Source organism: Pseudochryseolinea flava (assembly GCF_003286915.1).
In the GTDB taxonomy this organism is placed as follows: domain Bacteria; phylum Bacteroidota; class Bacteroidia; order Cytophagales; family Cyclobacteriaceae; genus Ohtaekwangia; species Ohtaekwangia flava.
On sequence record NZ_QMFY01000014.1, the window covers coordinates 1 to 22,117 of the forward strand.

A 22,117-nucleotide genomic window follows, 5' to 3' on the forward strand; every position below is an offset into this window, starting at 1 on the left:
CATCATCACTTGGTTGGGCGTGTAGTTCTTAAAGACTACTTTTGTTTTAGTACACACAAGCAAGATAACGACTTGCAACTAGAAGAGGACTCACGTTCTCTTCTTTTTTTTTATCCATATACAAAAGAAGAGGCTGCCCTTTTGAGACAGCCTCTTTTTATTTTTCTTATGTTTCTTTTTTTAAGGAAATGTTTCACAACGTGGGCCGACGTTGTGAATACGCGTTAGTCCTGAATTGCACATTTGCTTTCACAAACGCTAACACTTATGCAATTCATTACCTGGACTTATTTTCTTTCCATAGTAGGAATCATGGTAGCCGTCTACTATGCCGTCGCTGTTTTAATATTGTATTGGCACAAATTAAAACAACTCGGTTCTCCCCGCATATCTTCTTCAAGCAATGCTCTGGGTGAGGTTGATGTACTTGGTGAACCGCTTGCCGATCCAGAGATCTTTCACGAGTCAGTGTCGGCGGAGAAAGTCATGTTTTCGGATGCCACACCAGATGTGCCTGACGAGGCTGCGGATGCTACGCAAGTTAAATTCACCGAGTTTCTCGCCGACGTCGCGCTATTGCACCGGATCAGTAAAGAACATGCTGATCAGGATCCCACTTCATTGTTACAATCGCTCGTTCTTCGCTATGATTTATTTGCAGGATCGGTTTATCAGATCATGGCGACGCAATTTTTGTGCGACCAATTCGGCATTGATCACAGCATTGTCTCGCGTTGGTGGCCAGCACACAACTAAACATCAATCAAACATTTATTTTTTTTATGAAACACACACTCACACTTTCAAATTCTCCTTTCCGAGGGAAGGGGCGAATGCCTTTTCATTACATCCTGTTATTCATGCTGCTTTTAATCATCACGCATCATCAAACGCATGCGCAGGATGGAAATGCCGGTATCAATGAAGCCACCACGCTTGTTCGTGGTTACTTTGAAACAGGAACCGATTTGATGTACGCCATTGGCGCCGTGCTTGGTCTGATCGGTGCTGTAAAAGTTTATCAGAAATGGAACGGTGGTGATCAAGACACCGGCCGCGTTGCAGCAGCATGGTTTGGTAGCTGCATCTTCCTTGTCGTGGTAGCAACAGTACTTCGTTCATTTTTCGGCATTTAGTGATGGCTACCACCGTGTATACAATCAACAAGGGGATCAATCGACCCGTTGTGTTTAAAGGACTTAAGGCGCAATACATCGTTTATGTCGCTATTGGTGTGTTAAGTCTTCTCGTACTTTTTGCTGTGCTCTATATCATAGGTACGAACATGTTCCTGTGCATCGCCATTGTCGCCATCCTTGGGGTGCTGCTGTTTGTAATGGTGTATCGCATCAGCGATAAATACGGGCAATATGGTCTGATGAAGCGAAGAGCCTATGGACGCATACCACACACCGTTCGATTGCCTTCAAGATGGGTATTCCTTTCACTTGGAAAAACAAAACAATAAGTAATAAAATATGCACACTCACACGCATGCCCATACATTTCCGATTTACAAGGTGGAGAATGATTGCATTCTGTCGAAGCGCGGTGACATTTCCATTGCTTTCAAATCCACCTTGCCGGAAATTTTTACCCTGTCTGACAAGGAGTACGAATCTTTTCATCAGATTCTAGTAAAGGCTATTAAAGTCCTCCCGTCAAATACAATCTTTCACAAGCAAGACTGGTTTGTCAGTAAACGCAATGTCGCGGACTTTCAATACGAGCTTCCTTTTTTGTCGCATTGCTCGGAGCGCTTCTTTAATGAAAGACCTTTTCTCGACCATCATTGTAATATCATCTTAACACGCAAGGCGTCAACGACGGCGGTCAATTCTTACGCGTCAAGTTTGCTGCGCGGTGACCTGGTGGTGAAAGATGTACTTAGTCCAATTTGGTTGCAAGAATTTTTAGATGCCACTTCTCAGTTCCAGCAAATTCTGTCCGACAGCGGGTTTATGAAACTATCGCGACTCTCAGGTGAAGACCTGATAGGAACAACACGCAACGTTGGCCTTATCGAAAAGTATTGGTCCCTTAATGATTCGGATTTACCCATCGTACGCGACATTCAATTCAAGGATGAGCTTACGGTTGGTGATCAACGCTGCCAAATTTTTGCCCTTTCTGATGTCGAGGACCTGCCGTCGCTCTGCGGCGCACGCATTAACTATGATAGATTCTCAACAGACAGAACAAAGTTTAGCGTTGGTTTTGCCTCACCGCTGGGACACCTGCTCTCCTGTAATCACATCTTCAATCAGTACATATTTGTCGAGGATGCGCAAAAGACGATCAAAGCATTAGAAAGCAAACGTCTCCGCTTGCAGTCACTCTCTACCTATTCGCGGGAGAATGCAATCGCGCGTGATGCGACAAACGAATTCTTGAACGAAGCGATTTCTGCACAACGACTGCCGGTGAAAGCACATTTTAACGTGTTAGTATGGACTACAGATAAGCAGGAACTTAAAGAAGTCAGAACGAAGGTTTCCTCGGCGATGGCACAAATGGATGCCGTCGCAAGGCAAGAGATCCATGGTGCGCCGCAGCTCTTCTGGTCAGCTATCCCCGGAAACGAATCAGATTTTCCAATCAACGATGCATTCGACACATTTCTGGAGCAGGCGACTTGCTTCTTAAATCTTGAAGGAGCATACCAGTCTTCATTAAGTCCCATCGGCATTAGGCTTGGTGATCGTCTTACCGGAAAACCAATACACGTTGATATTTCTGATGAACCTATGCACCGAGGGATTTGTACCAACCGCAATAAAATCATCATCGGTCCATCGGGCTCAGGGAAATCGTTCTTCACCAACCATATGGTTAGGTCATACTACGAACAAGGGACGCATATTGTCCTTGTTGACGTAGGGCATTCTTACAAAGGCTTATGTTCCGCCGTAAACGGCTACTACTTCACCTATTCCGAAAGTCATCCAATTCGATTTAATCCTTTTTTCATAAGCGAGGGTGACACGCTGGATACTGAGAAGAAGGAGAGTATCAAAACCTTGCTTTTGGCACTTTGGAAAAAAGGCGACGAGTCTTTTAATCGCTCCGAGTACGTAGCACTGTCCATCTCTCTTCAAGGATACTACGCACACCTTCAGCAGTCGAAGGATATTATCCCATGCTTTAATACATATTATGAGTATCTGCGGGATGTCTTCATTGATGTACTTAAAGCAGACAAGGTTAAAGACAAAGATTTCGATGTCGAAAACTTTCTTTACGTGCTGCGTCCCTACTACCGCGGCGGTGAATTTGACTATCTATTAAACGCCACAGAAAACCTGGATCTGCTTCGCGAACGGTTTATCGTTTTTGAACTGGACAACATCAAGGATCATCCTATACTCTTTCCTGTCGTGACCATCATCATTATGGAAGTCTTTATATCCAAGATGCGCAAGCTAAAGGGCGTTAGAAAAATGATTTTGATCGAAGAAGCCTGGAAAGCCATTGCGCGGGAAGGTATGGCGGAATATATCAAGTATCTGTTTAAAACAGTGCGCAAGTTTTTTGGTGAAGCCATCGTGGTGACACAAGAAGTGGAAGATATCATTAGCTCCACTGTTGTAAAGCAAGCAATCATTAACAACTCGGATTGCAAAATCTTGCTCGATCAAAGCAAGTATCAAAATAAGTTCGATGCCATTCAGGAACTGCTAGGACTTAGTGACAAGGAGAAAGCAATGATCCTTTCCATGAATAAGAGCAACGATCCGTCTCGAAAGTATAAGGAAGTATTCATCAGTCTTGGCGGGATGCTCTCGCGCGTATATGCAACCGAAGTTTCACTCGAAGAATATTTGATCTATACCACCGAAGAATCGGAGAAAGTGAAAGTGGAACAATATGCAGCGCGATATGGGAGTATCCAGAAAGGAATTCAAGCGTTGGCAAATGAGATTCGAAACGCTAAACCCTCAAAGGCATGAGATATTTGCGAATCCAATTGATTGTCATTTTCTCCCTGGTCGGCTTGTTTACCGCATGGCCCGTCGCAGAAGCTGCTGCCGCAGGATGGATCCAGGAGATCATCAAGAAAATACTCAAGGCGCTAGACTTGATGGTTCAGCGGTTGCAGAATAAAACCATTGCGTTGCAGAATACACAAAAGGCTCTAGAGAATGCACTTTCGAAGTTAAAGCTTCGTGAGATTGCGGAATGGACCGAGAAACATCGGAAGCTTTACGCGGACTACTACAATGAATTGTGGAAAGTAAAAAATCTTCTCTCAACCATTGAGCAAACACGTGCGATCGTAAAGCGTCAAGAGCGTCTGGTCAATGAATACAAAAAGACCTGGAATATCATAAAATCGGATTCCCATTTTTCCGGGTGGGAAATAGATTATATGTACCGCGTCTATACCCGCATCCTGGAGCGGAGCCTCACCAACTTAGAACAACTGTCGATGGTGATCAACTCCTTCCAAACACAGATGACAGACGAGAGCAGGATGGCCATTATTGCGCAAGCTTCCGATCAATCCATTAAAAATTTGAATGACCTACGCCAGTTTAACGAGCATAATATGCTCTTAAGCATCAGCCGTGCAAAAGACAAGCACGAGATCGAGTCTACAAGAAAGTTATATGACCTTACAAATGATTAAGTATGAAGATAGTTTTGATTTCGATTGTCGTGCTGAGCATGACGTCTGCTACCTGTCAGGCTCAATTTGAGGAGAAGCCTAATCAGGATGAATTGACCAAACAGAATCAAACGCAGATCAAGTATTTGTTTCAGCAGATCGCGCAGCTGCAATTATACCACAGCTATGTCAAACAAGGTATGACCATTGTCCGCGGTGGACTACGCGTAATCCATACCATCAAGAATGGAAAGTTTGAGTTGGATGAAAACGTGTTGGCAGCACTGGGACATACGAAGGCCGTAATCAATTCTGATCCACGTGCCAAGGCCGTAGCAGCATCGTCGCGCGCGATTGCACAAAGCGGTGGCAATGTGCAAACCATCTGCAGTAGCGGGCTTCTAAATCTTGGCGAAAGTCAATATGCGCGCGCTGTAATGGCCTCTCTGCTGAAGAGTGCCAGGGAAAATGAGGCGCATTTCGTTGAAATTAATCGTGATAGGCATTTTGAAATGACCGACGATGAGCGGTTACAGCAATTGCAAATGGCATTTGATCACGCACAGCGCTTGGTTGGATTCGCGAGAGTTTTCGAAGGCAATTTGCGTCTCGTTGTCAATCAACGACACCTCGAGTCCGATGAGATCAAGCGATTGAACAGACTTAACCAGGAACATCTATGAAAACCTTGAGAATAGTTTCAATGAGTGTTCTCTGTCTACTCGCGTCTACTTGGTATTGCCAGGCCCAACAGCAGGAAGCAACGCAGCTTGCTTTGAATTTAGAAAAGCTAAGGCAGTTTAAGGCGATTCTTCAAAGTATGTATAAAACCTACCAAATACTCCAAGACGGATATGACAACATCAAAAACATCGCTGAAGGAAACTTCAATTTGCATGATGCTTTTCTCGATCGCCTACTCAAGGTCAATCCCGCTGTAAAAAAATATCATAAAGTAGCGCGCATTGTCAGACATCAACAGCTTTTGGTGGAGGGATGTCGTCGATCGATTCAGCGCATTCGAGCAGATAATAATTTTTCCTCCGAGGATGTGCAATACATGAAATCGGTATTTGATCGACTCATCAAGGGAAGCCTTGATAACCTGGAAGAACTTCTCATGGTGATCACCGCTGCTAAGCTTCGCATGAGTGACCAGGAGCGGCTGCGTGCCATTGATCGCATTTCCGCAACACTCGAAACGAAGCTTCATGTCTTTAGACGCTTTGACAATGATTGCAAGATGCTTTCGAACCATCGGGCAAAAGCAAACAGTGAAATCAATACAACAAAACAATTACACCAAATCGAAATGTGATGTGCATTAGAGCTTTATTTATCAGTTGCATAATCCTCATGCCGATCGTTGTTCATGCACAGCCCAGCGATATGCTAGGATTTCAGGAAGTGCTCGATAACCTCTATGATGAGATGCTGCCCTTGTGCAGTCAACTCATTGCCGTTGGTAGGGGAATTGCTGGATTTGCAGCCTTGTGGTATATCAGTGTCCGCGTGTGGCGACATATTGCCAATGCGGAATCCATAGACTTTTATCCACTCCTTCGTCCATTCGTACTAGGATTTTGCATCGTGAGCTTTCCCTCGGTGATCGCATTGATCAACGGTGTGCTAAAACCTACTGTCGCTGGAACTTCAGCAATGGTTGAGGGCTCTCGCTCATCCATCGCATTCTTACTGAAAAAGAAGGAAGAGGCCATTATGAAAAGTCCGATGTGGCAAATCTATGTCGGCAGCGATGGGGGAGGCAGTTTTGAAAAATGGTACGAATACACCTATGGCGAAGAAGACAATGCACTACCCAATGGGCTTGGCGATCACATGCGCTTTGCCATGGAGAAAGCATCGTATAGTTTTCGAAATACGATTAAACAATGGATGTCCGAAGTGCTCCACATTCTCTACGAAGCCGCGTCCCTATGCATCAATACCATACGGACCTTCTATTTGATCGTGCTTGCCATCGTCGGACCACTTGTATTCGGATTTGCAGTCTTCGACGGATTTCATAACTCTTTGACCATGTGGCTTGCGCGCTACATCAACATTTTCTTGTGGCTCCCGGTTGCCAACATCTTTGGAAGCATCATCGGAAAAATTCAGGAGAACATGCTCAAGATAGACGTCGCGCAAATAGAACGCTACGGCGATACGTTCTTTAGTACTGCGGATACAGCCTATTTAGTATTTCTTGTCATCGGTATTGTTGGCTATTTCACTGTGCCCTCCATCGCGAGCTACATTGTGCATGCCGGGTCAGGCGGAAATTACTTAACCTACAAGTTGTCTAACCTTAGCTATAGCACCGCCCGCACTACATTTTCTTCAGCGAGCACCGTTGCCAGCACAGTTTCGGGCGCATTGACCGCACGCGGTCCAGAAGAAACTAAAAGCGACAATCCAAATGAAAAATCGGGCTACATGAAAGAAAAGATTTCGGGGCAATAATCATCAAACGAAAATAAAATGTTTCAACAACTCAAAAATATTGACTCTGCCTTTCGCTACGTCAGAAGTTTTTCAATCATCACCTTCATCGGAAGCCTTTTGCTTTGCTGCTGTGTAATATTTAAAAGCTATCAAATCGTGCAGGATACACAAGAACGAATTTATATCCTGGCCAATGATAAGGCACTTGAAGCATTTGCTGCAGAGCGCAAGGACAACATTCCTGTAGAAGCACGTGATCATGTAAAAATGTTTCATCTGTTTTTTTTTACGCTGCACCCTGACGATCGTTTTATTCAGGATAACATTAGCAGGGCGTTATACTTGGCTGACGGTACGGCGAAAAAACAATATGATAACCTGCGTGAGAATAGCTATTACGCTAACATCATTTCTGGAAACATCAGTCAAGAAGTGGAGGTAACGGAAATTCAAATTGATGTATCAAGTTATCCGTACCGGTTTCGATGCGAAGCGATACAAACGATCATCAGAACGACTTCGATCGCGACACGCTCCCTCATTACGGAAGGGTACCTGCGCAACGTCGCGCGCTCAGATAATAATCCACACGGCTTTTTAATCGAACGGTGGAAGACGCTAGAAAACAAGGATCTCAAAACGCAGAATCGATAGCCCTATGAATAAACAAGAATATAAACCATCCGCGTCAAAGCTTTTGTCAGCATTTACAGCGAAGGTTGATTCTCGCTGGAAAGTCGCCTCACAATGGCTAACACAAAAATCAGATGCTTGGTCACGTACCACTAAGGCGATCATCTTATGGGTGGGTATCGCACTAGCATCTGCAGTTTTGTTGCATGTGATGTTTACCCCTGCAAACCTACATGTGCTCCGTAACATTTTAAAGCCGTCGATTCCAGAATTTTTTCTGCCGGATACATGCTTTGAGCGAATAGCACCAATACAGCACTATAAAAGCCTAGATAGTTTGCTCAATGATCAATACCGTCACTTTGATTCATTGGTGAGGCATTATGTACCACGCAAATAAACAACACGTAATCGTCATTCATAAACACTTTAAACACACAACACACATATGACACCACACACTGAAAACTATTTACGTCAGCGGAGATTCTACATGATTCTTCCTGCTTTAGTTCTTCCATTCTTAATCATGATCTTTTGGGCCTTGGGCGGAGGACAAGGAACGCCGGCGCAAGCCATGGAAAACACACCGGGTCTGAATCCTGAACTCCCCCAAGCTCAATTGCCAGACGATGACAAGGAATGGAACAAGCTAACCCTCTATGATCAAGCAAAGCGGGACTCGCTCAAATTCGAAGAGGCTAGGCGAAGCGATCCGTATTTTAAATTCACACATCTGACAACATCAATCGACACTGGCGCCACACGTTTTGTAAACAGCTCACTCGGAGAGAAGAACCCTGCCGATCACACTACGTCCACAAGTGTCGAAAATAAGCTCAAACAGCTTTATGCAGAGATTGACGCAGCAACAAATTCCAACGACGAACTGTCTTCCAATGACATCCCTGCCGATGCCGTTTTTCCGACGGACATCGCAGCATTGCAAACGCAGATGGCTTCCTTGACCGCAAGTGAGGATCCAGAGCTTGCTAAAATTGACAATATCCTCGATAAGCTGATACGCATACAACACCCGGAGCTAGTTGTTTCCGCAGATTCAATACACGAGGATGTGCACGCCCTTCGCGCACGCGGCGATGATCTTGGTATCACAAATCTAAGTGATAGTACCGAGGGAGAGCTTTCAGTTGTCCACGATGACGCGCTTGTGATAAATCGGTTTTATGGACTTGATGATGTTTCTATCGATGAGAATCCGTTACCACTTGAAGCGGAAATTTCTCAGACGCAAACCATAACCTCAGGTTCCACAGTAGCACTTCGGATCTTACATGATGCCGTCGTTTCCGGAAAATCTTTGAAGGCCGGAAGCTTAATCTTCGGTGTTTGTAATCTTAGTGGTGAGCGGTTGTTGATATCGATCAAGTCTGTGATTTCTGATCGCACAGTATATCCTGTCGCCATCAGTGTATACGACCTTGACGGAATGGAAGGCATACACGTACCAGGGACATTAGAAGGAGACATCATTCGTCAAAGTTCAAATCAATCTATACAGGATCTTGATCTGCTTTCTATAAATCCGACCATGCAAGCGCAACTCGCCGACACGGGATTGAAGGCGGCCAAGACTTTTTTTAATCGCAAGGCGAAGCTTATCAAGGTTACAGTAAGCGCGGGACACAGAGTATTGCTGGTTGATAAAGGAAGCCGCCATGGGATATAACTTGATCTTCCTCCGGTTAATCAACCTCTCGACGTTGGTTGCTATCCTCACCGCGACATACAGCGCATGTCTTGCACAAGTTTTCCAGGACTCCGTTTCCGGTCATGACTATCGCATTGAAGTGACCTTCAACAAAACAACGAACTTGATTTTCAATAGTGCCATTGTCAGTGTTGATCGGGGCAGCCGCGATGTCTTAGCACAGCATGCCAGTAAAGCCGAAAATGTTCTCCAGGTGAAGGCAGGTAGAAAGGGGTTTGAAGAGACGAATCTATCGGTCATCACCGCCGCAGGAAATCTTTACAACATTATCGTTGAGTACAAAGACAATCCAATGTTTCTGAATTGGCTCATTGGGTATCATTATAATCCTACGGTTAGTTTTTCAGATGAGCAGAATGCATGGGGACCATATGTCAATCTCGCTACTGGGGCGGAACAAAATATAGCATCGTTGAAAACGAATGCTTATGGTATCACCCTTTCGGTGACCGGGATTTATACGGATGGAGAACGGGTAATTGCCAGGATGAAATTGACTAATCGCAGCCCAATAGATTACCATGCTAAAGCTGTCAATTTTTTTGTGCGTGACATTCATGCCACTAAAAGAACTGCCTTTCAGCAACTCACTATTATGCCCTTGCACTTGCGTCCATCAGGTCCCATTGAAGTTGAGCACGGGCGTAGCATCGTGATCGTTGCTGTACTTCCGAAGTTTCCCATGGCCAAGGTGAGAAAACTTTGGATTGAATTCATTGAAGAAAAGGGAGGACGCTTGTTACGATTGGCCGTTCCGTATCGCGTCATCATGCGCGCCAATAGATTCTAGTAATCACACTCACACTTAAATAATAAATTTATGGACAAAGAGAATCTCGAGTATTTAAAAAACAGTTTGCAGCGTTTTGGTTTTGGACAAAAGCTAGACGCGGACCTTGAAAAAGCCATTGCTAGTCAACCTGAAAAATTCACCTTAACACACGCGGGGGAATTTAACAATGCAAAGGATCCGTCACGTGTTGACTTCGCGTTGGAGTTTAGTAAGTCGTCTCAGAATGACCGTTATTACTTTAACAATTACAAGGCTTCGGTCGTTTCTGATGATGCCAGCTTGCAGAAGCAACAAACTTTTTACATCGATAAAAATGCCGGTGTTACTGCAAAAGAAGCTTTCAATCTGCTCAATGGCAGGGCCGTGTTCAAAGATTTTGTCAACAAGGATAAGGAGATGTATTCAGCATGGATCCAGCTCAACTTTGAGGAAACAAGCAATGGCAACTTTAAGATCAAACATTTTACTAGCAATTATGGCTATGACTTGGAAAAGGTATTGTCTGCATATCCAATTAAGCAACTCGATAATCCGCAGGATAAAGAGAATATGATTGCTTCCTTAAAGAAAGGAAATTTAACGCTCGTTTCGGAAAGGGAGGGCAATAAAAAAATGTTCATCGAAGCTGTACCTCAATACAAATCAGTTAATGTTTACGATCAAGATATGATCAAACAATTCAATGGCATTTTAAAGGTGCCAGAAGCCAAGGAAGAACAGCGTGAAAAAAAAGAGAAAGCAATTCGAAATGAAGACGACGGGGAACAGAAAAAATCATCTAAGAAAGGAATGCGACTCTAACGTCTCTTGATGCAATCTTTTCAGTAACGACAAGATCTCGCGGAGGTTTTTCGCCGCGCCCTGATCTGTGAGGCGCAACAAAAAACCTCCGCTTATGAACTTTAGCATTACATGTTACTCGTCTGAAAAAAGCTTCTCGCCAGATATGCCGCATTTTTTTATACTATCCCATGGCTACAATGCTGGAAAACCATTGAAGAAATGTTGTCCAAATTGTTTTGTTTTACAAACATCTTCGGAGTCTGCTAAGAAGATTCTTTTCTGGATAGTGTATTGCCATTGGAAAGCCGGACATTTTATACCATTGCAAGTCGGATCCGTTGTTCCGGTTTTGCACGTAAATGATGTCAGGAATTTAATCAATACTGCAGGGGCCGGTAGCGAGAATAAGAAATTCGCATGCGCCGTTTCCCGACTTGGCGACTTGTCAAAGCTTGAACGTCTTTTGCAACTCCAGCTTAGATTCATAGCAAGAACAAAAACGGCAATCGCGAAAAAGGCAATTGCCGATATGCTTCGAAAAAGTTAAACACGATTTTTTAGTAAAACTAAATCGTATATCCTGCTAAGGTGCTGTTCTTTATTTTCCTTGTTGGGTTTGTTTTAGTCCTCGTGGCAGGCAAAAGCATATTCAAGAATTGATGTTAATGCTCACTAACGAAGTCTCGATGTTGAGTTTATTCCGAGACTTCGTTTCTGAGATTTTTATTATTTCTAGAGAAGGTGTTCAAGATTTTTCCAGCGACTTTGCGAACGCCGCGCGAAAGCGGCGTTTCAATGAAGACGTCATCCCACGTGGGTGTTAGCGCCTTGACAAAAGCATTTCTGAATAAACCTGAAATCGCTGCCTTTACATTGAAAGCAGGATCATCAAGATCACCATCGATGGGAACTGTCGTTGCGAGCTTGCCGTCGCGCTTATTCAGGAGAAGGTGAACTCCGCCGGCCACTATCCTTTCCCAAACTTTGTTCATCAGGGTATCTGTTTTGTCCTGCACGCTTATGAAATCCAAATTGTATAACACAGGATTGATATGACCGTGAATTAAATTATCGTGCACGGATAACTGTCCGAATAAATCCATTTGGCCGCTGTTGAGATCCAGCTTTCCATACTTCTTGATAGCCTGATTAAAAGCGGTGAGATCAATTGTTTTGACTTCGAAAATGGCGTGACATGATAATTTAAATTCCATCGGGTGTAGCTTGCATGCAAGTGCAATGGTGCCTTGATCTAAAAATGCACTGGCTTTTATTTCGCAAGGCTCAGACTGGTTCGCGTAGTTGCTAAATTCTGCTATGCTAACGGTAATGTTGTTCAGGCTTATGTCAAATGGAATCGATGTTTTTTGATATCGAACTGTTCCATTTTCGATTTCAATGTTAATCTTAAAGGGAATGAAATTAACGAGATGGTCATGTATGTTGATCTCGCCACTGTTACTGCTCACCTCTGTTGCGTCGGATGAACTGTTATCTTGTATTATCAGTGTCGGAGCACTCAAAGTAATCCTGATCTCCATCTTTTTTCTTAAGAGCGATCCAAGGTTATACGAGCCATATATGCACGGGATATGAATCTCCGTAATGGTTTGGTCTTTTGCTTGTGGCCGGAGAGAAAAGTCAAGACCGATTAATGTAAAGTTGCTCGAAAATATGTTGAGTTTTATATCATCGACAACGCCATCGTAATTTTCTATTTTGTGAAGTTTGGCTTTAATGATTGCTTTCGCAATGAATGGTAATGTCAGTAGCATTAATATGAGTAACGATACGCTGATAATAACCGCGAGTAGTGTCCCATCCATATGATTAATAATTTAGTTAACGCTTGACAGACCGCTCCTGGGAAGAAAAGAGGCCCGGTAGGGCCTCGATTATATCAAGAGTTTGTAGTGTAACTGTTTTGGGTAGCCTTATCGTGGCCACTTACCTTGACGATCTTGTTGTAGATTCCGAGTAGAAGGAACGACGGTACCCATTGTCCCATAAATAGGGCCAGGTGGTCCTTGCGTGCAATTTTGAAAAGCAACGACGTTCCAATCGCTCCTGCGGCGGCCCACAGAAACAAATCGGAAGGTAATTTCGCCGTTTGTTCTTCGATTGCTTTTGCCACTTCGCCTTCACGTTTGTCAGGATTTATGCTAGCAGCTTTGGATTTAAGTTTTTCTATTACAGCCATAGTTTATTGATTAGTGGTTCGTTTCTGATGTTCGTTAAAATTCGTTAGTCGCCGGGTCAGCTCTGTTTTCCGCCCCCTGTTTTCTTTAGTGATACATCTGTGGTATGATCGCGTAGTTCAGGGTTGTTAGCATTATCACCGTGTATTTTATTGCTGTTTGTCTCAGACTTAATACGCTCATTCTTAGCTTTATCAACAGCACTTTGAAGTTCATTAAAAGACGATCCGGTTTGATCTGATTTGTTCTTATCGTTATTTTCCATAGTTAGAGAGCTTTAACATTTCAAGTTATGCAAAAGTATATACCGTAATAATGGTCCAGCTTTCACCAGCGATAGTATCATTGCGAGCAAAGTTTGTCGCAGCAGGCCAACTGTATCGCTACGTGTTGGAATATTAATTCCACAGTGAGCTGATGTGGTTTGCTTCTCAGCTTGGTAAGGACCTGAAGTATGTAGTGAAGTGAATTGGGGCTAGCGCAATGTCTTTGTGCTCACGTCTGAGGATACAGGGGTTCTTCCAAGTAGTAACAGTCTGTAAACGATTTTCCCTCGAGCTTTTTATATTCTTTTTTCAACGACGCCATATCCATTCGCATTTCTTTTTGCGGTTGCGTTTGCGAACAGAAAGTTAACGTCATGTGAATTCGGTTGTGTTTGAGCACCCGTACCAAATTAATATCCATTTCCCTGCCGCCCACTTACCCTCCTGACCAACAGTTCGCGTCACTCTGAATGTTGTTGTGCGGAGCGTCTGCAGACCAAAATACCATTCAACATGTTTCGACTTAGTCAATGACCGACTTTAAACTGCATTACACAAACAAAAACCTTTCATTCGTAAATACGCTATTTGTCCGTAGGTATGTTTCTTCATCTTTGGGAAATCAACATTACACACTATGAAAAATCTATTGACCATTCCGCTCGTTTTAGTGATAAGCATGACAATCAGTTCATGCAATAACGATGATCACAGAATAGAAAGATTATGTCCGCTAACGGGCTTTTCTTTGCACTATGCAAACGAGTTCTCAACGCGGTATGAAAATATTATTCAAGATGGGGAAATAATAACGACTAACATTTATACGAAGCATGGCGTATTAGAATCCTTGTATGTCACCTCTGACATATCATACGACCAGAAAGGAAGGATAACGTTGATTAGCAGCAAGAAAACAACTGGTGAACCGTTTGATTCCTATTCATTAGAATTTGAGTATGAGGAGGGCAAACTAAACCGTCAAATACTGGCTGGCAGTGAATCTAACATAACCTTTGAATATGATAACGCTGGTCAAGTGACACAACTTACATATTTAAATGATCTCGCGGGAACAGATACCCTGTCGTACATTGTCAATATATTTGATCACCACGGAAATGTGATTGCTCAGGAGCACTTTATTCCAATGGAAGGAAGCAAGTATCTGGTCAAAGATGTGACTTTTCAGTATGGCTACGATGACCATGTCAATCCGTTGAAAGGAATCCATTTATACTATGAAATAGATCCGATAGCATTCTTTTCATCGAATAACGTCTTGTGGAAGAAGGAAATATCTTCTCGTGGCGAAACAACAAGCACAACTTTTTCAACCTATGAATACGGGGTATCTGGTGCTCCAATAAATAAGGTAACATTAGGTGATGGAAATAAAGTTGAAATGAAATTTAACTATGAGTGCCCGTAATGTCAATGTCGGCAGTTAGCGATATAACCTAATCTACTATGCTAAGCTAGCTTACTTCGCAATCAGGTTGAGATCGGATGGGCTTCAATAGCCTGTCCGGTCTCGTTATATTTAACTGACTTCAATTATCTTTGCTTTCCTGCAGGAAAAAGATTTAGACCTAAAATGAAAATAACGGCCCTTGTAGTCGACGATGAAGCGCTGGATCGCGAGTTGCTGACAAGGTTGATAGCACAATATTGTGGTTCGATCATCGTCGTCGCAGAAGCCAGCAATATCCAGGAGGCTATTCGAGAAATTAACATTCATCAGCCCGAGGTAGTTTTTCTAGATATTAATATGCCGCAGTCTGGAGGTTTTTCTCTCGTGCAAAATTTTCCGAACCGCAATTTCCAGATCATATTTACCACGGGCTCAGAAGAACATGGTATACGGGCGATCAAAGCAGAAGCTACCGACTATTTAGTAAAGCCGATTGATGTAGATGAATTAATCGCTTCGGAGCAAAAACTTTTAAAGCATCGTCGGCTTCCTGAGAGGTTTCCGAGCCTCCTCCGTGTTTTTCATAATGGCGAACATATCATGGTAAATGCAAGAGATATTATATGTATGGAAGCTGAGGGTAGTTATGTTAAAATATACCTGACCGGCCAGCAAACGCTCTTGCTTTCAAAAAATTTGAAGCAGATAACAATGGAAGTGAGTCACCCTGATTTAAAGAGAGTCCATAGATCTTATGTAGTCAACATCCAGCACATTCGACGTTATCAAGTTACAGGCAACGAACTCAAAATCTTTTTAAGCAATGACGTCGTTGCCCGCGCGTCGCGTAAATATAAAGCGCAGCTGAAAGGGACAGTACTATGAACTTAAATAAGTGCCTGTTTACTTTTTGCGTGCTTGTAATTTGGGCTGGGAACTCGACGTTGGGGCAGGAGCGGCCAATGATAAAATTTACACCCAGTGACGGCCTTGGGCACGCGGTTGTTTATCGGATAACACAAGATCGAGATGGAATTATATGGTTTTCGACCGATAATGGATTGACGCGTTATGATGGGGAAACTTTTGAAAACTTTACTGCGAGCGATGGCCTAGGCTCGAATTTTATTTTTAGCCTGCATCAAAACGACACTTCGCTGCTTGTTGCAGCGTACGGCCAAGGAATTGCTGCATATCACGCAGATGAAAATCGTTTCAACGCTCTCCCCCAAACGCATGCTGTCAAACATCCGATAGATTTTATGTCTGCAGCAAACAAATTATTTGTGGTAGATCGCGACAAGCAAATGTACGCGTTAACACAAAACGGTATAAAACCTATCCCAGTTAAAATCCGCGATGTAAGTGAGCTCCTGGGTGTTTACCAAATCATGACCCTGCCCTTGATAGGCGTGACGATAGCGTATAGTCATGGACTGGCCCAATTCGATGTTTATCAAAACAAATTTGAAGCGATTCCCCTCAGGGGATTTCCCCCTTTGTCAGGCGCTTATTCTATGGTTCGCGTTGATGATGAGCGTGTGCTGGTGGCAGCTGACGACGGTATCTATGAGGTTAACATCACTAGACGTAACGCAAAGCTGTTCATGAAAGGTAGTTTCAAAAATCACAGTCGAGCGCTATTCAAAGATCGTCAGGGCAATTTTTGGATCACATCCTTGAACGGAGAGCTTTGGTTTTGTTCTGGTGATCTTGCAAAACAAGAACGCTTGCACCAAGGGGTTATCATCAATCAAATATTTCAAGATGCAGCGGATAATGTTTGGCTTGCTACCTACGGTGAAGGTGTCTTCTGTTTTCCAGCAATGTACATCAGAAGCTATCATTCACCGCGCGGCATGTTAGTCACAGATTTACAAATTTATCCTGATCTCGGACAGCCATTGATCTTGAGCAGCAATTTTTTTGCAACACTGATTCCTCAGAACAGTGCACTAACAATAACCGACACAAAATCAGAATTTCCGGCCGTTCTAAAAAAGAAAGTCGTGGTAGCCTTGCTCGACACTACTTATGACGAAGTATTTGCGGCGGGGACATACATTTATCGTCAACAAAGTTCAAGGATTGACAGTATAAAAAGTATTGCGGCGGTATCCTGCCTGCAGCGTACAACGAAAGGTGATCTGTTAGTCGGTACCGGTCGTGGACTGCTTAAAATAGACTCGTCATTTAGAAACAGTGTTGTGATTGATGAATTACGCCAGCGTAAAGTCCGCGCCCTTGGGCAAGATGCTAACGGCGTGCTTTTAGTGGGTACTGATGATGGCCTGTTTATTGGTAACAATAATCGCTGGACTCGACTGAGTATGGATGAAGGCCTACCCAACAATCATATTAATACTTTGCATTCAGATAGGTGGAATACTGGATTTTGGATTGGTACTAATGAAGGCCTCGCTTTTCTGGATCAAAAGCATCGTGTAACAACTTTTAAGCATCCATTTGCGCGTCAGCGTTGCAATGCTATTGTCACTGATAATAACGGAACGGTATGGGTTGCAACAAATCAAGGACTGGTCGCGATTAACAAGGGTAGGTTTGAGTTGTATACCAATGTAGATGGCTTCCCTTCTGATATAATTAAACTTGTTTATGATCATGATTTGCAGCGCCTCTATGCCTTATCTTGGAACAATCTCACAGCTATCGACTTAAAATATTTTTGGCACGCTCACCGTGATACCGGCTCCGCAAACTTATTGTTTAAAGAAATCAACTTTGAAGGCCAGGTGTTTCGAAATACGGATAAGGTTAATCTCGAGACATCTGCAAACTATGCTACGCTAGAATACTCAGTTCCATATTATCAAAATCGAAAACAGTGGCGTATTCGATATCGGGTGAACGCCGAGAGGCCGCAAGTGTTTGATAGTAAAACTACTGTTGCAATGTATGAAATCCCTTATGGCGAAAGCAAAATTGTTTTCCAAATAATTGATTTCAATAATCAGGTTCTAGCAGCCCGCACTTTGACTGTCTACAATCCTATTCCATTAGTTCGTGAAGCTTGGTTTCTCATTTTCATGACGATCGCTTTTGTCGCAGCGGTCGTTTGGGTTACGCGATATTTCGTTCGAAGGAAAAATTTACAGAAGGAGATGGTGCTGTTAGCTATTCAACAACAAATGGACTTGGAGCATAAGGCATTGAATAATATGCTTAGTCCGCACTTTCTCAACAATGCCATTAATTCCATTCAGACTTTTGTCACAAGAAACGACCAACGCAGTACATTAAGCTACCTATCGAAATTCGCAAAGCTGATGCGGGCAAATCTTGAGCTGCTCGAAAATAGTGTGGTGCCTTTAAAAAAAGAGATTCGTAATCTCGAATTGTATCTTACTTTTGAAACGCTTCGTTTTGAAGGACGACTTTCGTATGAGATAACGCAAGACGAAAAAATAGATGCTGATAGTGTAAGCCTGCCGTCGCTGATCCTTCAGCCCTTTGTCGAGAATGCTATCTGGCACGGCATACTACCGAAAGAGGAAAAGGGCCAGTTATGGATTTGTATTTCGAACATAGATGACAAGTTGTACATAACAATTGACGATAATGGTATAGGTATTCTTGCGTCTATGGCGATGAGAAAAACGACTACCGATGATAAACCTTCCCGCGGCCTTGCGATTGTAGAAAAAAGATTTGCGGTCATGAACAGAATTCGTACGGGTCATTCGTTTAAAATAATCGATCGGAGTAAGCTTGATATGCGTCTATCCGGTACGCGCGTCGAAATATGGTTACCCATGTTGTCATAAATTGTTTACACACCAAACAATAACTAAGGTTCATCTATCGATGCAGTAGAGGCGATCGATGATTGTGAAAGTAGATGGCGGCACCCTTTAGAAATTCTTGCGGCAATTGCCTCTATGCTGATGCCGACAATTTCCGAGATATCTTCCATTGCAACCGAGTCCAAATATAGGCACATGAGCATGCGATTGATATAATTCATTTGCTTCAGCCTTGCAAGAAGGATTTGGTAAGCCGTCTGGTGATCCTTCGACCGGTCCATATCTTTTAATTGTGTAGTAAAAGATTTTTTTGACGAGCTAGGATAAGTTAAAGCTGCTATAAAACACGTTTTGTATATCAACAGCTTGATCTTTGATTGATGATCACGTGTTGACCTGCTATAAGCATTCCAACCTTGAATAACTATTTCCTGATAAAGGAAAATCTTGTCTTCAGGTGTGTTTGCGTATAATTCAATTACTTGGCAAATAATTCGGCTATGCGAGGAGATGATCTTAAGATAAGTTGAATGTTTTATAGACAACATGATGGATTAATGGGATGGACGACTCATCTGACATGCAAATGGCCGTGAGTTTACTGTCGATGGTGTGTCTTCGTTAAGTCTGATTCTAATTCTTCTATTGGTATCTGTGCTGGGGAATTTTTTATAAGCACTGCATAGTCGATAAAATCGGTAGTAGCTTTATTGATCCAGTATCGATGGTTAGATTTTTTCATAAACATTTTTACCTTAATGAGATCGATGCGGCAGCGATAAGGGGATATCATGTTATTTAATTTAAATAAAGTAATATCTGCGCATGCCGTTTTTTTTAAATGGTGGATACCTTTAAAGTATTCTTTCCAATAGTCCCCGATTCCAAATCCGTATTCTATCGTGAAGCCTTGATAACGCTTTTGCTGATCGTATTTTTTATCCCACAGTACTTCACTTTTTGTCAGGTATCCCATTACAGTGATAATTTCATTGCGCTTGCAGTGTCCGGATTCAATTAGCTTTGAAAAGAATGATGAACTATTGCCTTCTCGGGCTTTCAATATATGGCTAAATCCATATTTCAGAAATTGGTTTTTGGAATCAAACTCGTAATGCGGTGACAATGTGATGTAATTACGATAGATAATTTCTTCACGGCGGAGGTTCGAATTAAATACGTAGTCGAGGTTTTTTAACAGGTGATAATAGGTTAATGAATCACTAACTATAGATTGATATTTTTTGGGATGCATTTGATTGTCTATAAGAAAGGACTTTAAGGTGGTGCCTATGTAGCTTTTCGGGCGGCGTCGATAATCGGATGTGTCGGCTTTCAATATTTCCTTTAACAGTACCACACTCTCTATTTTATCACCACGATGCAATAGATGAGTGATTAGTTTAATCGGGTACTTATATTCATTGATGATGTCTAACCCTACAACCTTGAACTGACCCGAGGGCGGAAGTTCGTCGTTTAAATTTTTAATTCTTTTCCAATGTTGATAGGTGTCAATCGTTCCTTCTTGCCCTACGATTGTCTGAAATTGCGCGACTAGATCTTTTAATAGAATTGTGTCTCCGAATTCCATGTAATGGTTAAAGAACCAGGCTTGAGCGAAGTTAGTTTCAGGTATATAATACTTTACACGACCTTGTTTGGTTAACGATGAGAGCAACGCATATTCTGCCCAGTAAGTTTTTGCACTGCCATGATATGCCCCAAACCCTAATATTCGGAAGGTGTCTGGATGAAATTGAAAGTCTGACGCAACCATGTTCTCCCGATTTTTTAAGAGATACTTCTTTATGGTTTGCGCCTGGATGCACGTCGTGATTGTCAACAGTACGCATGTTAAAATGCGGTGCATAGTATTGCAGGGGAATTAATTTTTAGTGTTAGGATTGTGAAGTTACAGGAAGAATTGTGCGTGAACGCAGTGACTTTACGAGTGACAGGATTCCTTTTATAAACAGAAATTCCAAGTGGACGTCAACTTGTTAAAAGAAGACAATCTGTATTTTCAATCGGTGTGAATGCGTGCGTACATATATTCTCCTAAAAATAAATTGACCAGTTTTGCTGGCTGTAATATTTGGCTAGGTCGAGCGACATATGACGTACGTAGTGGTAAACTTATTACCTGTGCGCAATAGACGGTAAATAATTCGATGATGAATAGAGTGTTTTTTGTATTTGTAATATGTTGTTTGCTCACGGCGGATCTGAAAGCATGTTCAGTTGTATACTACCGAGACGCTGTAGGTAAAATATATGTGGCTAACAACGAAGATTATTGGTATGATACGAACGCGAAACTCTATGTGATTCCCGGAACAAACAAGAAAAATGCGCGATTATGGTACGGGTGGGATGGCTTTGCTCAAGGTGGGGTTAATGCTCAGGGACTATTTTTTGATGGAGCCGTTACCCCGGATGGGGGAATACCGTCGGGTTATGGCGCACCTAAAGGTAACCTAGGCGACGATATTCTTGCGACATGTGCTTCGGTTGATGAAGCAGTTACATTTCTGGAGACGAAGAAAATTGCACTGCGCAATGGTCACATGATGTTTGGAGATCGACATGGCAATGCCGTCGTTGTTGAATGGGTTGATAGTCGAAGGGTGTTAAATTACATAGCTGGAAATAAACTTATTATGACGAACTTTTTATTGGCCGATCCAACAAGGGGCAATTACCCTTGCATGCGGTACTACGCTATTCATGAGAAATTGAGCATGCTAGATAAGGATACGACAGCGATTGGGCTTGGAAGGTTCGGTAACGCGATAAGTCCCGCAGTTCAACAACCACAGACAGACGCAAGCGGTAGAGTAGGGGGTACTTTGTATTCCACATTTATTAACATTACAGACATGGAGTTCGTAATCGTTTACAAACTAGAGGGCAAGCAAGTTCTAAAACTCAACTTAAATGAGCAATTCCGACAGCGAAAGCGATTTACACTTTCACTTAAAAATCTCGAATTAAATCGTTAAACATTTTAAGTTCGCAAAAAAAGTAATGTTCAAGCTGTTCGTGTAGGCATGGTTAAAATGGTTTCTGATCCTTCAATTAATTAATTTAAGTAGTCGATCCAATCATCCAATAGAAAAGCACCAGGTGCAGCTAATGAATACATATTGTAAGTTGGTATTGATACTGTTTTTCGAACGTTCTCAGACGTTTAAATGAATTGGTCAAAATAATTAGTCACAAGCGCACATCATTTACTTGCACGCTCGCTTCTTAGAGTTGCTATTACTCAAGTAAATAAAAGTTTACATTGTTGTATCTATTCTAATTTCATGTAGCATCTTTGTGCTGTATTAGTCCTGTTGTCGGAAGGTTTTGGAGGACAATACAGCATGCTTCGCATCGAAAGTTTGGGTTAGTGTTTTGAAATTCTTGGCCAGGTAATTCCCAATCGCGCTTTATTACGGCTGTCATGTAGTAATCACTGTTTCTATA

23 protein-coding genes are annotated in these 22,117 nt (G+C 42.5%); 18 read left to right on the forward strand and 5 right to left on the reverse strand.

Annotated elements, in window-relative coordinates:
* The first annotated feature begins 267 nt into the window (after positions 1-267).
* The 14 genes from DQQ10_RS21310 (at position 268) to DQQ10_RS21375 (ending at position 11,545) form a co-directional block, all read left to right on the forward strand.
* Entirely contained in the window at positions 268-756 is a 489-nt protein-coding gene (locus tag DQQ10_RS21310) for a hypothetical protein (RefSeq protein WP_112748956.1), read from the forward strand.
* Positions 757-860: 104 nt separating this feature from the next.
* Positions 861-1,136: a DUF4134 domain-containing protein gene (locus tag DQQ10_RS21315; protein WP_245970498.1), complete on the forward strand. Its 276-nt coding sequence runs from the start codon at positions 861-863 to the stop codon at positions 1,134-1,136.
* Positions 1,137-1,138: 2 nt separating this feature from the next.
* The gene (locus DQQ10_RS21320; protein WP_112748958.1) at positions 1,139-1,468 is read left to right on the forward strand and encodes a DUF4133 domain-containing protein; all 330 of its coding nucleotides are present in this window, start codon (positions 1,139-1,141) and stop codon (positions 1,466-1,468) included.
* Positions 1,469-1,478: 10 nt separating this feature from the next.
* Positions 1,479-3,950, forward strand: coding sequence for a TraG family conjugative transposon ATPase (locus DQQ10_RS21325; protein WP_112748959.1), 2,472 nt, complete (start codon positions 1,479-1,481; stop codon positions 3,948-3,950).
* Complete coding sequence (locus tag DQQ10_RS21330) at positions 3,947-4,630, forward strand: conjugal transfer protein TraI (RefSeq protein WP_221409769.1); 684 nt, start codon at positions 3,947-3,949, stop codon at positions 4,628-4,630. Before DQQ10_RS21325 ends, DQQ10_RS21330 begins: the two co-directional genes overlap by 4 nt.
* Positions 4,631-4,632: 2 nt before the next feature.
* Positions 4,633-5,292 (forward strand): hypothetical protein, encoded by a 660-nt coding sequence (locus DQQ10_RS21335; RefSeq protein WP_112748960.1) that lies wholly within the window; start codon positions 4,633-4,635, stop codon positions 5,290-5,292.
* On the forward strand, positions 5,289-5,927 hold the full coding sequence (locus tag DQQ10_RS21340) for a TerB family tellurite resistance protein (protein WP_133259712.1): 639 nt from the start codon (positions 5,289-5,291) through the stop codon (positions 5,925-5,927). Before DQQ10_RS21335 ends, DQQ10_RS21340 begins: the two co-directional genes overlap by 4 nt.
* 38 nt (positions 5,928-5,965) lie before the next feature.
* Positions 5,966-7,075 carry a conjugative transposon protein TraJ gene (traJ, locus tag DQQ10_RS21345; RefSeq protein ID WP_245970492.1) on the forward strand — a complete coding sequence of 370 codons (1,110 nt, stop codon included), beginning with the start codon at positions 5,966-5,968 and terminating at the stop codon, positions 7,073-7,075.
* A gap of 18 nt (positions 7,076-7,093) precedes the next feature.
* Entirely contained in the window at positions 7,094-7,711 is a 618-nt protein-coding gene (gene traK / locus DQQ10_RS21350; RefSeq protein ID WP_112748963.1) for a conjugative transposon protein TraK, read from the forward strand.
* A gap of 4 nt (positions 7,712-7,715) precedes the next feature.
* Positions 7,716-8,090 carry a hypothetical protein gene (locus DQQ10_RS21355; protein ID WP_112748964.1) on the forward strand — a complete coding sequence of 125 codons (375 nt, stop codon included), beginning with the start codon at positions 7,716-7,718 and terminating at the stop codon, positions 8,088-8,090.
* Positions 8,091-8,138: 48 nt separating this feature from the next.
* Positions 8,139-9,380, forward strand: a complete 1,242-nt coding sequence (traM, locus tag DQQ10_RS21360) for a conjugative transposon protein TraM (RefSeq protein ID WP_112748965.1) — start codon at positions 8,139-8,141, stop codon at positions 9,378-9,380.
* Positions 9,370-10,212, forward strand: a complete 843-nt coding sequence (gene traN / locus DQQ10_RS21365) for a conjugative transposon protein TraN (protein ID WP_112748966.1) — start codon at positions 9,370-9,372, stop codon at positions 10,210-10,212. Before traM ends, traN begins: the two co-directional genes overlap by 11 nt.
* A gap of 30 nt (positions 10,213-10,242) precedes the next feature.
* A complete protein-coding gene (locus DQQ10_RS21370; RefSeq protein ID WP_112748967.1) occupies positions 10,243-11,016 on the forward strand; it encodes a hypothetical protein in 774 nt (257 codons plus the stop codon).
* Between the two features lie 94 nt (positions 11,017-11,110).
* On the forward strand, positions 11,111-11,545 hold the full coding sequence (locus DQQ10_RS21375) for a DUF6943 family protein (RefSeq protein WP_133259713.1): 435 nt from the start codon (positions 11,111-11,113) through the stop codon (positions 11,543-11,545).
* A 148-nt stretch (positions 11,546-11,693) separates the two neighbouring features.
* Here DQQ10_RS21375 and DQQ10_RS21380 read toward each other — a convergent pair whose 3' ends face one another.
* The 3 genes from DQQ10_RS21380 to DQQ10_RS21390 form a co-directional block, all read right to left on the reverse strand.
* Positions 11,694-12,824, reverse strand: coding sequence for a DUF748 domain-containing protein (locus tag DQQ10_RS21380; RefSeq protein WP_112748969.1), 1,131 nt, complete (start codon positions 12,822-12,824; stop codon positions 11,694-11,696).
* A gap of 74 nt (positions 12,825-12,898) precedes the next feature.
* Positions 12,899-13,198 carry a hypothetical protein gene (locus tag DQQ10_RS21385; protein ID WP_112748970.1) on the reverse strand — a complete coding sequence of 100 codons (300 nt, stop codon included), beginning with the start codon at positions 13,196-13,198 and terminating at the stop codon, positions 12,899-12,901.
* Positions 13,199-13,254: 56 nt separating this feature from the next.
* Positions 13,255-13,461 carry a hypothetical protein gene (locus DQQ10_RS21390; RefSeq protein WP_112748971.1) on the reverse strand — a complete coding sequence of 69 codons (207 nt, stop codon included), beginning with the start codon at positions 13,459-13,461 and terminating at the stop codon, positions 13,255-13,257.
* A 638-nt stretch (positions 13,462-14,099) separates the two neighbouring features.
* Here DQQ10_RS21390 and DQQ10_RS21400 point away from each other — a divergent pair.
* The 3 genes from DQQ10_RS21400 to DQQ10_RS21410 all read left to right on the forward strand — a co-directional run bounded on the left by DQQ10_RS21400 (position 14,100) and on the right by DQQ10_RS21410 (position 18,661).
* On the forward strand, positions 14,100-14,894 hold the full coding sequence (locus DQQ10_RS21400) for a hypothetical protein (RefSeq protein WP_112748973.1): 795 nt from the start codon (positions 14,100-14,102) through the stop codon (positions 14,892-14,894).
* Between the two features lie 165 nt (positions 14,895-15,059).
* Complete coding sequence (locus DQQ10_RS21405) at positions 15,060-15,761, forward strand: LytR/AlgR family response regulator transcription factor (RefSeq protein WP_112748974.1); 702 nt, start codon at positions 15,060-15,062, stop codon at positions 15,759-15,761.
* On the forward strand, positions 15,758-18,661 hold the full coding sequence (locus tag DQQ10_RS21410) for a sensor histidine kinase (RefSeq protein WP_112748975.1): 2,904 nt from the start codon (positions 15,758-15,760) through the stop codon (positions 18,659-18,661). The genes DQQ10_RS21405 and DQQ10_RS21410 overlap by 4 nt, the downstream gene beginning before the upstream one ends.
* A 23-nt stretch (positions 18,662-18,684) precedes the next feature.
* On the opposite strand, the gene DQQ10_RS27775 is transcribed toward DQQ10_RS21410, so the two are convergent.
* Together DQQ10_RS27775 and DQQ10_RS21420 are read right to left on the reverse strand one after the other, a co-directional pair.
* Complete coding sequence (locus DQQ10_RS27775) at positions 18,685-18,921, reverse strand: hypothetical protein (RefSeq protein WP_133259714.1); 237 nt, start codon at positions 18,919-18,921, stop codon at positions 18,685-18,687.
* 317 nt (positions 18,922-19,238) lie between these two features.
* Complete coding sequence (locus tag DQQ10_RS21420) at positions 19,239-20,513, reverse strand: hypothetical protein (protein WP_133259715.1); 1,275 nt, start codon at positions 20,511-20,513, stop codon at positions 19,239-19,241.
* Positions 20,514-20,817: 304 nt separating this feature from the next.
* Between DQQ10_RS21420 and DQQ10_RS21425 the strand changes: the two genes are divergently transcribed.
* Positions 20,818-21,645 carry a carcinine hydrolase/isopenicillin-N N-acyltransferase family protein gene (locus DQQ10_RS21425; RefSeq protein WP_112749075.1) on the forward strand — a complete coding sequence of 276 codons (828 nt, stop codon included), beginning with the start codon at positions 20,818-20,820 and terminating at the stop codon, positions 21,643-21,645.
* Positions 21,646-22,117 lie beyond the last annotated feature (472 nt).